The sequence below is a fragment of the Schaalia hyovaginalis genome (assembly GCF_014208035.1).
Lineage (GTDB): Bacteria > Actinomycetota > Actinomycetes > Actinomycetales > Actinomycetaceae > Pauljensenia > Pauljensenia hyovaginalis.
The window spans coordinates 1,695,110-1,709,260 of record NZ_JACHMK010000001.1 but is presented as its reverse complement, the minus strand read 5'-3'; the positions used below and the strand labels follow the sequence as shown (position 1 = coordinate 1,709,260).

The following is a 14,151-nucleotide window of genomic DNA, read 5'->3' as shown; positions in this document are numbered from 1 at the left end:
ATCGTTGAACAGATAGGGACTTCCGAACGACCTAGGAGTAACTCGAGTGAAGCGCCTCAAGCAGTACGCGTCGGCTGCGATCGCCGCAGCCGTGGCACTTGTCTTCCTCATCGTGGGCGCGCTCGCGCTCACCGTGCTCAAGCCTTCCCAGGAGCTCGCCTCGTCGGTGGTCGCTTCGAACGCGCTCGTGATGACCCGGGACGGCGTCCTGCCGCTGGTGGCGAACGACGTCCGCATCGACGCCCGTTCGCTCAGCGGAGCGCCGGTCGCCCTCGGGGTCGGCACTCCCGGTGACGTCATCGGCTGGATCGGCGATGACGAGTACACCGAGGTCGTGGGCATCACCTCCGACCGTTCGGTGCTCAAGGTCGAAGAGCATCCGGGCGCGAAGCAGGCAGAGTCATCCCAGTCGGGGAGCGCGGCGCAATCGGGCGCGAAGCAGGCAGAGTCATCCCAGTCGGGGAGCGCGGCGCAATCGGGCGCGCAGCGGACGGCCTCGGCCTCCGAGGGCCCCCAGTCGGCGGATTCGTCCCAATCCGCATCGCTTCCCGCCCAGGCCCTGGAAGCGGATCTCGAAGGCTCGGACATGTGGCTGGACAAGACCGCGGGTCAGGGCAGCGCGACGCTGGCACTCAGCGACATCCCCGTCGGCCGCTCGCTCATCGCCGTCTCGGCTGCGGGCAAGGGCGACCTGGAGCTCACCCTCACCTGGAGCATGCAGCGGGTCAACACCCTCGCGATCATCGCTTTCCTCGGCGCGGGGCTCGCCGCCCTCATCTCCGCCGTCCTCGTCCTGTCGCGCCGACATCTGCTCCAGCGGCGCCGCGAACGCGCTCAGGTCCTCACCGAGCGCGCGGGCGCCGATACGACTCAGACTCAAATGATCGATACGGCGCAGGTCACGGGGCTCATCGACGCCGGGCGCGCTGATGACGCCCCCTCGAAGGAGACGAGGGACGAGGCCCCCGCCGGAACCGAGCAGACCGGCGAGGATCCCGGTGAGGCGCAAGGCGCCGCGGACGCGAGTCATGACGAGAACGATGGGCCCCTCGGCTCCGCCGATCACGCTGAAGAATACGGCGCAGCCGAGACGGACGCCGGCGCGGAGGCGGCTCACGGCCGTCACGCCCTGGCGGAGGGGGCGATCGACGCGGATCCGCCCGAGAAGGTGCCCACGGACACGGGTATCATCGATCTGTCCGCGATCCGTCCCGGCGTCGCCCTCCCCAGCCGTCGCGCGCTGCGCGAGGCGAGGGAGAAGGGCGAGGAGAAGATCGTCATCGAGGGCCGCGAATTCGACACGGGCCTGATCCCGGTCGTCGCGAAGGAAGGGCCCGCCCCCGCGTCGGACGATCCGGCTGAAGGGGACGATGCGACGAGCTCCTGGAAATCGTTGATGTTCGGCTGGCTGAAGAAGGACGAGTCATGACGAGGCGTGTTGCGGTCGCCGGAGTCGCGGTCATCGCCGCCCTGGCACTCGGGGCCTGTTCGACGGGCGAGCTCGTCGCGAAGGAGACGGCCCAATCGGCTCAGCAGGCTCCGAACCTCGATGCGGACCGAGTCGACGAGGTCCTCGAGGAGGTGGCGCTCACGCTCGACAAGGCGGACTCCGCCCTCGACAAGGGGGCCTTCGAGGAGCGCATCATCGCCGGGGCCGCCCGGACGCGCGCCGCGCAGTACGCCTACGCGCAGGCCTCCGGGGACACGATCCCCTCCCTGGACCTGACTCCGCAGAATCTCGCCGTCACGAACTCCGCGCAGTGGCCGAGGGCGATCCTCAACATCCGCCAAGCGGACGCCTCGCAGCTGCCGGTGGTCCAGGTCTTCGTCCAATCCGATGCGCGCTCCTCCTACGCGCTGACCGCCTGGTGCCGGATGCTCGGCGGGACCTCGGTGACGATGCCGGCGATCGAGCAGGGATCGGCCTTCGTGACGAACGACTCGCCGGGATTCGTCTCCACTCCCGAAGAAGCGCTCAAGGCTTACGTGGACATGCTGAATGCGGGGCAGACCTCCTCGGAGGCCTTCGCGGGGGATGAATTCACCGCTCAGTACCTCGACACCGTGAAGACGCTCGCATCGAGTCTCGAGGCCGCGGGCACTGTCACCGCGAACGCCGCTGCGACCTCCGATCCGATCGCCGGCGTGGTCCTGCAGGACGGTTCGGCGCTCGTCGCCGCGAATTTCACGTACACGCTCAACTACTCGCGCACGATCGCGAAGTCGACGATGCGTTTGGGCGGGCAGACCGCCACGATGAACTCCGGAGACGACGACACGGTCAAGGGCACGGCGATCGTCACCTATGTGGCGACCGTCCTCATCAACATCCCCTCATCCAGCCAGGGCGGGGTCTCGCGCATCGTCGGCGCCGACAGGGTGATCGAGTCGGTGGCGATGGATGATTCGACGAATCCCGATAACGCCTGACACGCCGATGCCGGGGAGGAAGGAACGACTGTGAACACTGACGATATGCGCGCGGCGGACTCGCACGGCGCGGTTGATCTCTCCGCGGGGCCGGCGTCGGCGGCGTCCGCGGCGGCCCCCGAGGCCGTGGCGGCCCTTGACGCGCCGCTCATCGTGGTGGGGGACGAGGTGAATTTCGACGAGGTCATGTCGGTCTCTCAGACCGTCCCGGTCGTCATCGCGATGTGGTCGGGGCGCTCGCTGGAATCGAAGCCGGTCCTTGCCGCATTGGAGGAGCTGGCCCGGGACTTCGCGGGCGCCTTCCAGTTCGTGAAGATCGACATCGAGGCGGCGCCGCAGATCGCCCGGGCTTTCCAAGTCCAGGCGGTGCCGTCGGTGGTGGCCCTGATCGGGGGCCGTCCGATCCCGCTGTTCCAGGGATCCGCATCGAAGGAGCAGATGAGGCCCCTCATCGACGAGGTCACCAAGGCCGCCGCCCAGATGGGCGTCACGGGCCGGATCGCGGTGTCGGCGGAGCAGACGAGCGCTCCGACGCCGAACGAGCACCTGGCGCCCCTCGCTCTCGAGGCGGACGGCGATCTTGAGGGCGCGATGCGCGCCTGGGAGCGGGTCGTCGAGTTGAATCCGCGCGACGGCGCGGCGAAGACCCACCTCGCGCGCGTCCGCCTCGAGGCGCGCACGGCGTCCCTCGACGGGGCGGATCCGATGGCGAGGGCGGATCTGCTCTTCTCCGAGGGGGACGCCGAGGCCGCTTTTTCGCTCCTGCTCGATCTCGTGGAGCAGGGGCAGACTCCGGAGGACAAGGACGGGGCGCGTCTGCGCCTCCTCGATCTCTTCGCCGTTGCGGGCAACACGCCCGAGGTGATGAAGGCGCGGATGCGCCTGTCCACCCTCGTGTTGATCTGAGGCCCACGCGCCGCAGGCGGCGCGAGAAGCGGGCGCCCCTGAGCCGATCGGCTCAGGGGCGCCCGCTCTTCCGAGTGGGGAGCTGGCTTCAGCCCTCCTGGCTCACGGGTGCGAGCCAGAGCGCGCCGAGGGGCGGAACACGCAGCTCGACCGAGAAGGGGCGCCCGTTCCACGGCACCGCCTCCGCGACGATCGTGCCGGGGTTGGTCACCCCCGAGCCTGCGAACTCCTCCTCATCGGTATTGAGGATCTCCGTCCACTCCCCGCCGAAGGGCAGGCCGATACGGTAGCCCTCGTGCGGGTTGCCGGCGAAGTTGGCGGCGCAGACGACGACGGGCTGGAGCGCGCCGTTGCGCTGGCCCTTGCGCAGGTAGGAGATGAGGTTGTGATCGCCGTCGGAGGCGTCGATCCATTCGAAGCCCGTGTAGTCGTCATCCCAGAAGGCCGAATGGGTCGTGTAGATCCGGTTGAGCTCGGCGACGAGGCGCTGGATCCCGGCGTGCCCCTCGAAATCGGTGAGCCACCAGTCGAGCGAGTAGGAGTCGTTCCACTCCTGGCGCTGGCCGATCTCCTGGCCCATGAAGAGGAGTTGCTTGCCCGGATGCGACCACTGGTAGGCGAAGAGGGCGCGCAGGCCCGCGAAGCGCTGCCAGTCGTCTCCGGGCATCTTCTCGACCAGCGTGTTCTTGCCGTGGACGACCTCGTCGTGCGACAGGGGCAGGATGTAGTTCTCCGAGAAGGCGTAGACGAGGGAGAAGGTGAGCTCGCCGTGATGCCAGCGCCTGTTGACCGGGTCCTCGCTGAGGTAGCGCAGGGTGTCGTTCATCCATCCCATGTTCCACTTCATGCCGAAGCCGAGGCCGCCTCCGCTCGTCGGCGCGGTGACCCCCGGCCATGCGGTGGACTCCTCGGCGATCATGACGATGCCGGGATGGCGCCTGTAGGCGGTCGCGTTCGCCTCCTGGATGAATTCGATCGCTTCGAGGTTCTCGCGGCCGCCGTACTGGTTGGGGCGCCACTGGCCGTCCTTGCGCGAGTAGTCGAGGTAGAGCATGGAGGCGACGGCGTCGACGCGCAGGCCGTCGATGTGGAAGTCCTCGAGCCAGTACAGGGCGTTGGCGACGAGGAAGTTGCGCACTTCCCGTCGGCCGAAGTTGAAGACGTAGGTGCCCCAGTCGGGGTGCTCGCCGCGGAGCGGATCGGGATCCTCGTACAGGGGGGTGCCGTCGAAGCGGGCGAGGGCCCAGTCGTCCTTCGGGAAGTGGGCGGGCACCCAGTCGAGGATGACGCCGATCCCGGCCTTGTGAAGCTCATCGACGAGGTAGCGGAAGTCGTCGGGTGTGCCGAAGCGCGAAGTCGGAGCGTAGTAGGAGGTCACCTGGTAGCCCCAGGACCCGCCGAAGGGGTGCTCGGCCAGCGGCATGAACTCCACGTGCGTGAAGCCCATCTCCTTGAGGTAGGGGACGAGCTCGTCCGCGAGTCCGCGGTAGCCGAGGCCCTGCTTCCAAGAACCGACGTGGATCTCGTAGATCGACATCGGCCCGCTGTGCACGGAGTGCTGCGCGCGGGAGGCCATCCACTCCTCGTCGGTCCATTCGTGGAAGTAGTCCGTGACGACCGATGCGGTGGCGGGGGGGATCTCCGTCGCGCGGGCGAGGGGGTCGGCCTTCTGGAACCAGTTCCCGCCGGGGCCCTGGATCTCGTACTTGTAGCGGGCGCCGACCTCGACCCCGGGGATGAAGATCTCCCAGACGCCCGAAGCGCCCAGGGAGCGCATGGCGGTCGCGGAGCCGTCCCAGAAGTTGAAGTCGCCGACGACGCGCACGGCGCGCGCGTTGGGCGCCCAGACGGCGAATGCGACGCCGGACACCGGGCCCATCGCCCCCTCGTAGTGCTTGACGTGGGCGCCGAGGACCTTCCAGAGCTGCTCGTGGCGGCCTTCGGAGATGAGGTAGGTGTCCATCTCCCCGAGGGTCGGCAGGTAGTGGTAGGGGTCGTCCAGGAGGGTGATCTGATCGCCGTAGGTGACGCGGACCCGGTAGTCGGGGATCTCCGTCAGGGGCAGCACTACCGCCCACACGCCGGCGCGTTCGTGGACCGCGGCGTAGCTGTCGTCGGCGGTCACGATCTCCACGGCATCGGCGAGATGGTGGACCGTCCTGATCGTGACGGAATTCTCACCGAGGTGGGCACCGAGGACGGCATGGGGCATGTAGTGGCTGCCGCTGCCGACAGCGTCGAGGACTGAGGGGTCGACGGGCAACGGTGTCATGTCGGGTTCCATGCCTTGATTGTCCCACGTCCGAAGCGATGATGTGAGCCGCGCGACAGCTCAGGTCGAGGTGATTCTCACCCGCTCACCGCTTGCACGCCTTGAGCTGCGCACTCATCGCGTCCTCGCCCAGGGGTCGAGGTCGAGGAGGGGCTCGACCGAAAGGACGTGCCCGAGCCGCGTGACGGGGGAGAGCTCGACCCAGTTGCGCGTCCCCCAGGTGTAGGTCCGCCCGTCGAGTTCGTCCACGACGCGGATCCTGCCCCCCGGGGTTTCGACGCCGAGGGCGGACAGGTCGATGTCGACGGTGCCGGAAACGCCCTCGTGCGGGTTCAGGGAGACGACGCAGATGACGGTGTCCGTGCTCGACCCGGTGAAGCGCCCGGCGATCTGCTTGGAGAAGCAGATGATGTCGGGGTGCGAGGTCGGGTGGATCGTCAATGAGTGGAGCTGACGGAGGGCGGGGTGCTTCGCCCTGGCGGCGTTGAGCAGGGTGAGCAGACGGGAGATCCCCAGGGGTTCGGCCTCGGCGAAGTCGCGGGGCCTGAATTCGTACTTCTCGTTGTCGATGAATTCCTCGAAGCCGGGGCGCTGGACGTTCTCAACGAATTCGTAGCCGGAGTAGATGCCCCAGTTCGGCGAGCCGAGGGCGGCCAGCATCGCGCGGATGGCGAAGATCGCGCTGCCCCCGCTCGTCATCTGGGGGGTGAGGATGTCATGCGTCGTCGGCCAGAAGGTGGGGCGCATGAGGTGAGCGGTCTGGGTGGAGACCTCTTCGAGGTAGGCCTCGATCTCCTCCTTGCCGGTCCTCCAGGCGAAGTAGGTGTAGGACTGGTCGAAGCCGATCGCGCCGAGGGTGCGCATCATCGCGGGCCGGGTGAAGGCTTCGGCGAGGAAGAGCACCTCGGGGTGGGCCGCGCGGATCTCGGCGATAAGCTGCTGCCAGAAGCGGACGGGCTTCGTGTGGGGATTGTCCACGCGGAAGATCGTCACCCCGTGCGAGATCCACAGTTCGACGACGTCCCGGATCGCCTCGTAGATGCCCGCGTAGTCGTTGTCGAAGTTCAGGGGGTAGATGTCCTGGTACTTCTTGGGCGGGTTCTCCGCGTAGGCGATCGTCCCGTCGGCGCGAGAGGTGAACCACTCCGGATGGGCCTCGACCCAAGGATGATCGGGCGAGCATTGAAGGGCCAGATCGAGGGCCACTTCGAGCCCGAGTCCGCGGGCGCGCTCCACGAATGCGTCGAAATCGTCGAAATCGCCGAGCTCGGGGTGGATCGCCTCGTGGCCGCCGGTCTCGGCTCCGATCCCGTAGGGGGAGCCGGGATCGCCGGGCTCGGCGACGAGGGTGTTGTTCCTGCCCTTGCGGTTCGTCGTCCCGATCGGGTGGATCGGGGTGAGGTAGACGACGTCGAATCCCATCTCGCAGATCCGCTCAAGGCCCTTGGCGGCCGCCTTGAGGGTGCCCGAGACCCAGGTGCCGTCGGGGTTCTGGAAGGCTCCGAATGAGCGCGGGAAGATCTCGTACCAGCTGCCGGTGAGCGCCCTCTCCCGGGCGACGGCGAGCGGGTAGACGGCCGAGGAGCCGAGGAGGTCGCGGAGGGGGTGCGTGCGGAACACGGCGCGCACCCGCGAGGAGACCCCCGCTGAAAGGCGCTGCTGCGCGGAGCGGGTCCGGTCGCGCAGGTGCGCGGCCGCATCGGCGAGCACCGCGGCGTCCTCGGGCGCGGCGGGGTGCTGAGTCGGATTGAGGAGGGCCTCCCCGGCGATCGCGCGCTCCATGAGGCGCGCGCCTTCTTCGAGCATGAGCTCGACATCGACACCGGCGTCGATCTTGACGGTCGCATCGTGGCGCCACGTGGCGTAGGGGTCCGACCAGGAGTCGACGCGGAAGCTCCATGCGCCGGGCCGGTCCGGCATCACCCAGGCCTCGTAGCGGTCCAGTCCCGGCGCGATGTCCACCATCGGGACCCGGCAGTGCTCGCGCCCCTCGGGATCGAGGAGGATCGCCTCAGCGGCGAAGGCGTCGTGGCCCTCGCGGAATACGGTCGCCCGGATCGGGAAGGGCTCCCCCTCGGTCGCCTTGGCGGCGAGACGGCCGTCCTCGACGACGGGGAAGAGTTCGGTCACGGGGATCCGGGGCAGGAGAATGTCGCTCACCTCACCCAGGGTACCCAAAGGAGGGGGCCGGTCGGGGGCGCTTCGCCCGCGGACCGGCCCCAGCGCCTCGTCCTCAGACATTGACCCCGAAGGCGTGGCCGACGACGAAGGTGAGGGCCATCGCCGCTGCTCCGCCGAGGAGGAGGCGGATCACCGCGCGGCCGCGCGGCGCGTCGCCGAGCGCCGCCGACACGTAGCCGGTGAGGGCCAGAGCGATGAGAACCGCGACGAAGGTGGCGGGGATGCGAATCGCGGGCGGGAAGACGAGCATCGTGAGCAGGGGGAGGAGGGAGCCGAAGAGGAAGGCGAGGAATGAGGATCCCGCTGCCGCCCAGGGGTTGGTGAGGTCGTCCGGGTCGATGTTGTGCTCGGTCGTCAGGTGCGCGTCGAGCGCATCGTGACGCGACAGATCCCGGGCGACGAGGGCGGCCGTCTCCTCGGAGAGCCCGCGGCGGACCCACATGTCCGCGAGCTTGCGCTCCTGGCCCTCGGGATCGGCTTCGAGGAGGCTCTTCTGGACGCGGACGAGCTCGCGCTCCGTGTCCCTCTGAGTCGACACCGACACGTACTCGCCGACCGACATCGAAAGGGCGGCGGAGACGATCCCGGCGACGCCCGCGATGGCGATCGCGGGGGTGTTCGTCGGATCGGCCGCGGCGACGCCGACGAGCAGGCCCGAGATCGACACGATGCCGTCGTTGGCCCCGAGGACGCCGGCCCTCAACCAGTTGAGGCGCCGCGAGACGGAGTGCTTGCGTTCGGGAGCGGGGCGAGCATCCGCTGAGACGGGGGCGGCGATGGTGAGCACGGGTTCCATAGCTCGAAAGCTAGACGCTCGGCACAGGGCCCACCAGCAAGGATATGCGCGCCTTGGGGAGGTCCTGGGAGCATAGAAAAGGGTGCCCTCAGGGGTCTGAGGGCACCCGGAGCCGAGTCGCTCAGCAGTCCGTCAGTAGTCCATCTGCATCGCGGTGCGGACCTCGTCGAGGGTCTCGTCCGCCTGCGCGTTCGCCTTCTCGTCCCCGGCGCGCAGGACCGACCACAGGTAGTCCTCATTCGCGAGGAGCTCCGCGCGCCGTGCGCGCATCGGGGCGAACATCTCGTTCAGGGACTCGGTGACGAAGGCCTTGAGGGCGCCCGCGCCCCTGTCGCCGATCTCATCGGCGATCTCCTCGGGCGCCCGTCCCGTCGACAAGGAGGCGAGCATCAGGAGGTTGGAGACCTCGGGACGGTTCGCAGGGTCGAAGGTGATGCGGCGTTCGGCATCGGTCTTCGCCTTCTTGAGGATCTTCGCGGTCTCGTCGGCGCTCATGCCGAGCTCGATCGTGTTGCCGCGCGACTTCGACATCTTGGTGCCGTCGGTGCCCAGCAGCAGGGGCACCTCCGAGAGCAGCGCCTCGGGGCGCGGGAAGACGGGACGATCAGGATTGGCGCGGCCGTAGCGCTTGTCGAAGCGCTGGGCGATGAGGCGCGCCTGCTCCAGGTGGGGGAGCTGATCCTGCCCGACGGGCACGAGATTCGCCTTGCAGAAGAGGATGTCGGCCGCCTGATGCACCGGGTAGGTGAGCATGAGCCCGGACATCGCACGGCCGTCGCTCGCCTCGAGCTCCGCCTTGACCGTCGGATTGCGGTGCAGTTCGGACTCGGTGACCAGCGACAGGAAGGGGAGCATCAGCTGGTTGAGCGCGGGGATCGCCGAGTGGTTGAAGATCACCGAGCGCTCAGGATCGATGCCGACCGCGATGTAGTCGGCGATGAGCGCGAGGACGCGCTCGCGGATCGGGCCCACGCCATCGCGGTCGGTGATGACCTGGTAGTCGGCGATGAGCACCCAGGTCTGCACGCCCCGCTCCTGGAGGAGGACCCGATTGCGCAGGGTCCCGAAGTAGTGGCCGAGATGGAGGTGCCCCGTGGGACGGTCGCCGGTCAGGATCCTAAAGCGCGAGGGATTCTCATCGATCGCCCGGTCGATCTCGGCCGAGCGCGCCTTCGAGCGCGCGAGCGACGCGTCGGAAGTGGAATTGGCGAGGGCATCTTCACTGGAGGTCATGGGCAGATCCTACCGTGGCGCCGCCCCGGCTCATTCCCGCGCGTCCACCGCGAGGTCGGACAGGAGGACCTTCACGGAGATCGGCGCGATCGACACGGTGTCCTGATGAGCGACCTGCTCGAGATCCAGACTGAGCGCGAGCGGATCGGTCGAGGGCGGGATCGCTTCGTCGATCGGCCCCCACGCGGTGTCGACGGCGACGAGCCAATCGAGGCCGTGGCCCTCGGGAAGGCGCACCTCCTGGGGCTCCAGGGTTCCGTTCACGATGACGAGGGCGTCGCGATCCGACCAGCGCGCTCCTGAGCGGAGCATCTGGAAGACGCGGTTCTCCGATCGGGTCCAGCCCTCGTTCGGCATCGGATCGCCGTGGGCGGTGTGCCAGGACAGATCGGGCACCGTGTCTGCGTGATACGGGAGGCCGGAGGCGTAGACGTCGGGGCGCAGGACGGGGTGAGCCGAGCGGAGGGCGATGAGCCAGCGGGTGAGGGCGAGCTGATCGAGCTGGGGGGCGGAGAGGTTCCAGTCGAGCCAGGAGATCGGCGAGTCCTGGCAGTAGGCGTTGTTGTTGCCGAACTGAGTGCGCGCGAATTCGTCGCCGCCCACAAGCATCGGAGTCCCGGCCGAGATCAGCAGCATCGTGAGCAGGTTGCGCTGGGAACGGCGGCGCCTCCAGTAGACGAGTTCCTCGCCCTCCTCGCCGGGGCGCGCCGCGGCCGCCTCGGCCGTGGAGGAGAGCGTCGAGGCGACCCAGCCCTCGATCCCGTGGTTCCACGAGCGGTTGTCGTTCGAGCCGTCTCGGTTGCCCTCGAGGTTCGCCCAGTTGTGCTTGGCGTCGAAGGCCGTGAGATCGGCCAGGGTGAAGCCGTCATGGGCGGTGATGAAGTTGATCGACGCCCTCGGCCCGCGACCGCGGCCCTTCCCGTGGTCGTAGACATCGCGGGAGCCGGCCAGGCGCGTTGCGAGGTTGTTCGGCCCGGAGGCCTCCCGGCCCTCGATGAGGGACTTGACGTCGGAGAGCCAGAAACTGCGCAGGGCGCCCCGGTAGTGGTCGTTCCATTCGGAGAACGGCAGGGGGAAGTTACCGGTCTGCCACCCGCCGGGCCCGATGTCCCAGGGTTCGGCGATGAGCTTGCAGGTGCCGATCTCAGGGTCGGTGGCCATCGCGACGAGGAGGGGGTGCATGGGGGTGAATCCCGTCGAGAAGCGCCCGAGGGTCGCGGCGAGATCGAAGCGGAAGCCGTCCACCCCCATCGAGGTCGCCCAGTACCGGAGCGAATCGAGCACCATCGCCATGGTCGCGGGCTCGTCGAAGTTCACGGTGTTCCCCGTGCCCGTGTCGTCGATGTTCTGAGTCGGCCGGGTGTTCGTGTGCCGGTAGTAGAGGGGCGAATCGAAGCCCCGCCACGACAGGGTGGGGCCGCCGTCCCCGCCTTCGCAGGTGTGGTTGTAGACGACGTCGAGGATCACTTCGATCCCGGCCTGATGGAGGATCGACACCATGCCGCGGAACTCGTCGACGACGGCCTGGGCCCCGTTCCTGCGCGCCGCCGGCGTCGCGTAGGCCGGCTCGGGGGCGAAGAAGGACAGTGTCGAGTACCCCCAGTAGTTCGTCAGCCCCCGTTCGGCGAGGAAGGCCTCTTCGCATTTCGCGTGGACGGGGAGGAGCTCGACCGAGGTGACGCCCAGTCGCTTGAGGTAGTCGACCGACGCCGGATGCGCCAGTCCCGCGTAGGTCCCCTGAAGCTCGGCGGGGACGCCGGGCATGTTCTTCGTGAAGCCCTTGACGTGGATCTCGTAGACGATCGTCTTCTCCCAGGGGATCCGGGGCTTGGGGGCGACGGCGAAACGATTGTCGACGACGACCGAAACGGGGACGTGCCCGCGAGAATCCAGGGGGGAGCGCTTGAAGGGGTAGGCGGCGGGGTACAGGTCGTCGTCGACCATGTGGGCGTAGACGGCGGGGCCCATGTCGACCCCGCCCTCGATGCCGCGGCCGTACGGGTCGAGGAGGAACTTCGAAGGATTGTGGAACAGCCCCGCATCGGGGTCCCAGGGCCCGTGGACGCGGAATCCGTAGCGCGTCCCCGCGCCCCGCCCGGGAACGCGTCCGTGCCAGATCCCCTCGTTCGAGGGGAGCAGGGGATAGCGGGTCTCCGTGGAGTCGGCTTCGAGCACGCAGAACTCGACCGCGGTGGCGCTGCGCGCCACGACTGAGACGTCCAGGCCGTCCGGGCGCAGCGAGACGCCGAGGCGGCGGGGAACGGGATGAGGCTCCACGACCTTCGCGTACGCGGCGTGATGGTCGTGGGCAAAGTCCCGAGTCATGATCCCCCTCCTCTTGCGGCGCGTGCCGCGCACGCCTCTTTAACGGCCGAGGCGAACGTTACAGCCAATAAGACTAGGCCGCGCGGCGGAGGAATACCGGGAAACGGCCCCCGTGGCGCACAAACGCCGTCGCGGGCGCATAAGATGTGCGCTTCGCCATGGAGCATCGGCCCCCGCTGAGTGAAGCGGCGCGAATGTGGCACTCTAGGCCCATGAGAATCATCGTGTGCGTCAAGCACGTCCCCGACATGCAGTCGGATCGACGTTTCGAGGATCACCGGATCGTCCGAGGAGAGGACGATGTCCTCAACGAGCTCGATGAGAACGCGGTGGAAGCCGCCGTTCAGCTCGTCGAGGAGCACGGCGGCGAAGTCATCGCCCTCACCATGGGCCCCGAGGACGCCGAGGACGCCCTGCTCCGCGCGCTTCAACTCGGCGCCGACAGGGGGGTCCTCGTCACCGACGAACGACTCGAAGGCGCCGATGCGGGCCTGACCGCGACGGTGCTCGCCGCCGCGGTCCAACGCCTCGGGGACGATGAGCCGATCGACATGGTCGTCACCGGCATGGCCTCGCTCGACTCGATGACCTCCATGCTTCCGGCCGCCCTCGCCACCCGACTCGGAATGCCTCTCCTCGGCCTCGCCCACTCCATCGAGGTCGACCTCGATGCCCGCAAGGCCACGATCGCGCGCAACGCCGACGGGTACGAGGACGTGCTCGCGGCCCCGATGCCCCTCGTCGTCTCGGTGACCGACCAGATCAACGAGCCCCGCTACCCGGCCTTCGCGGCGATGAAGGCGGCCCGGAAGAAGCCGATGGACTCCTGGGGCCTGGACGAGATCGCCGCGACTCGCGCCGGCGCGCTCATCGTGGACCGCTCGAGAGTCCTCGAGGTCCTCGAATCCGCGGAAGTGATGAAGAACGGCCCCGGCACGATCATCCCCGACTCGGGCGATGCCGGCGAGCGCCTCGCCGCCTACCTCCTCGAAGTGGTGAAGTGACGATGACTGACCTCCTCAACACCCCGATCCTCGTCCTCGTCGAGCACCAGCGCGGCGACGGGGGCTCATGGCGCCTCACCCCGGCCTCCGCGCAGGTCGTCTCGCTCGCGAAAGAGCTCACCGACGGAGGGGTTCACGTCGTCGCCCTCCCGTCGACGCCCGACGCCCCCGCCCTCGGAGCCCTCGGCGCGGGGAAGATCCTGCGCCCGAGGCTCGACGATCTCGCCCCGCGGGTCAGCGGCGTCATCGCCGACGCGGTCCTCGCCTGCATCGCGGGCGACCGCTACGGCGCATTCCTCGTGCCCTCGTCCTACCGGGGACGGGAAGTCGCCTCCCGGGTCGCGATGCGCCTCGACTCCGGTGTCGTCGCCGACGCGACCGCCCTCGAGGTCGAGGGCGAGGCCCTCATCGCGACGACCGTCGCGCTCGCGGGGACCTGGACGAACCGGATCCGCGTAGCGGGCGCCCTGCCCGTCGCCACCGTGAAGACCGGCGCTCACGCCGTCGTCCCGGCCGCGACACCGAGCGACCCCGTGATCGAGGACGTCGACTTCGAGGTGAGCCCGGAGGCCGGGGCCGTCGAGGTCGTCTCCTCCACCGCCGAGAGCGGGACCGGCCGCGTCAGCCTCGCCGACGCCGATGCCGTCGTCGTCGCGGGCCGAGGGACCAACGGCGACATGTCGGTCGTGAACGCCCTCGCCGATGAACTCGGCGCCGCAGTCGGAGCCACGCGCGTCGTCGCCGATGAGGGATGGGCCCCGAGGAACCTCCAGATCGGTCAGACCGGTGCGAACATCTCGCCGAAGCTCTACATCGGCCTCGGCGTGTCCGGAGCGATCCACCACACGGTCGGCATGCAGTCGAGCGCGCATATCGTCGCCGTGTGCGACGATCCGGACGCGCCGATCTTCGAGATCGCCGACTTCGGCGTCGTGGGCGATCTCTTCGAGGTCGTGCCCCAGGCCCTTGAGGCGATCCGGGCGGCTCGCGGCGAGAACTGACGC

The 14,151-nt window shown here is 68.7% G+C and carries 10 protein-coding genes; 5 read left to right on the top strand and 5 right to left on the bottom strand.

Features of this window, described 5'->3' with window-relative positions; translation table 11 throughout:
• Positions 1–46 precede the first annotated feature (46 nt).
• The 3 genes from HD592_RS07480 to HD592_RS07470 are packed head-to-tail and all read left to right on the top strand — an operon-like array spanning position 47 to position 3,336.
• On the top strand, positions 47–1,429 hold the full coding sequence (locus HD592_RS07480; RefSeq protein ID WP_184452997.1) for a hypothetical protein: 1,383 nt from the start codon (positions 47–49) through the stop codon (positions 1,427–1,429).
• Positions 1,426–2,430 carry a hypothetical protein gene (locus tag HD592_RS07475; RefSeq protein WP_184452995.1) on the top strand — a complete coding sequence of 335 codons (1,005 nt, stop codon included), beginning with the start codon at positions 1,426–1,428 and terminating at the stop codon, positions 2,428–2,430. The genes HD592_RS07480 and HD592_RS07475 overlap by 4 nt, the downstream gene beginning before the upstream one ends.
• Before the next feature lie 45 nt (positions 2,431–2,475).
• The gene (locus HD592_RS07470) at positions 2,476–3,336 is read left to right on the top strand and encodes a tetratricopeptide repeat protein (RefSeq protein WP_184454553.1); all 861 of its coding nucleotides are present in this window, start codon (positions 2,476–2,478) and stop codon (positions 3,334–3,336) included.
• Between the two features lie 88 nt (positions 3,337–3,424).
• On the opposite strand, the gene glgB is transcribed toward HD592_RS07470, so the two are convergent.
• From glgB to glgX, 5 genes are all read right to left on the bottom strand, one after another.
• The gene (gene glgB / locus HD592_RS07465; RefSeq protein WP_184452993.1) at positions 3,425–5,620 is read right to left on the bottom strand and encodes a 1,4-alpha-glucan branching protein GlgB; all 2,196 of its coding nucleotides are present in this window, start codon (positions 5,618–5,620) and stop codon (positions 3,425–3,427) included.
• A 102-nt stretch (positions 5,621–5,722) separates the two neighbouring features.
• Positions 5,723–7,768: an alpha-1,4-glucan--maltose-1-phosphate maltosyltransferase gene (locus HD592_RS07460; protein ID WP_184452991.1), complete on the bottom strand. Its 2,046-nt coding sequence runs from the start codon at positions 7,766–7,768 to the stop codon at positions 5,723–5,725.
• Between the two features lie 73 nt (positions 7,769–7,841).
• Positions 7,842–8,585, bottom strand: coding sequence for a VIT1/CCC1 transporter family protein (locus HD592_RS07455; protein ID WP_184452989.1), 744 nt, complete (start codon positions 8,583–8,585; stop codon positions 7,842–7,844).
• Between the two features lie 132 nt (positions 8,586–8,717).
• Positions 8,718–9,818: a tryptophan--tRNA ligase gene (gene trpS / locus HD592_RS07450; RefSeq protein ID WP_184452987.1), complete on the bottom strand. Its 1,101-nt coding sequence runs from the start codon at positions 9,816–9,818 to the stop codon at positions 8,718–8,720.
• Between the two features lie 30 nt (positions 9,819–9,848).
• The gene (gene glgX / locus HD592_RS07445) at positions 9,849–12,143 is read right to left on the bottom strand and encodes a glycogen debranching protein GlgX (protein WP_184452985.1); all 2,295 of its coding nucleotides are present in this window, start codon (positions 12,141–12,143) and stop codon (positions 9,849–9,851) included.
• A gap of 212 nt (positions 12,144–12,355) precedes the next feature.
• Between glgX and HD592_RS07440 the strand changes: the two genes are divergently transcribed.
• A complete protein-coding gene (locus tag HD592_RS07440) occupies positions 12,356–13,147 on the top strand; it encodes an electron transfer flavoprotein subunit beta/FixA family protein (protein WP_184452983.1) in 792 nt (263 codons plus the stop codon).
• Positions 13,148–13,149: 2 nt separating this feature from the next.
• The gene (locus HD592_RS07435; protein ID WP_184452981.1) at positions 13,150–14,148 is read left to right on the top strand and encodes an electron transfer flavoprotein subunit alpha/FixB family protein; all 999 of its coding nucleotides are present in this window, start codon (positions 13,150–13,152) and stop codon (positions 14,146–14,148) included.
• The last annotated feature ends 3 nt before the right edge of the window (positions 14,149–14,151 follow it).

Coding starts and splice junctions, on each gene's coding strand:
- HD592_RS07435 (WP_184452981.1), top strand. CDS start 13,150: ATGACTGACCTCCTCAACACCCCGATCCTCGTCCTCGTCGAGCACCAG.
- glgB (WP_184452993.1), bottom strand. CDS start 5,620: ATGGAACCCGACATGACACCGTTGCCCGTCGACCCCTCAGTCCTCGAC.
- HD592_RS07440 (WP_184452983.1), top strand. CDS start 12,356: ATGAGAATCATCGTGTGCGTCAAGCACGTCCCCGACATGCAGTCGGAT.
- HD592_RS07470 (WP_184454553.1), top strand. CDS start 2,476: ATGCGCGCGGCGGACTCGCACGGCGCGGTTGATCTCTCCGCGGGGCCG.
- glgX (WP_184452985.1), bottom strand. CDS start 12,143: ATGACTCGGGACTTTGCCCACGACCATCACGCCGCGTACGCGAAGGTC.
- HD592_RS07455 (WP_184452989.1), bottom strand. CDS start 8,585: ATGGAACCCGTGCTCACCATCGCCGCCCCCGTCTCAGCGGATGCTCGC.
- HD592_RS07475 (WP_184452995.1), top strand. CDS start 1,426: ATGACGAGGCGTGTTGCGGTCGCCGGAGTCGCGGTCATCGCCGCCCTG.
- trpS (WP_184452987.1), bottom strand. CDS start 9,818: ATGACCTCCAGTGAAGATGCCCTCGCCAATTCCACTTCCGACGCGTCG.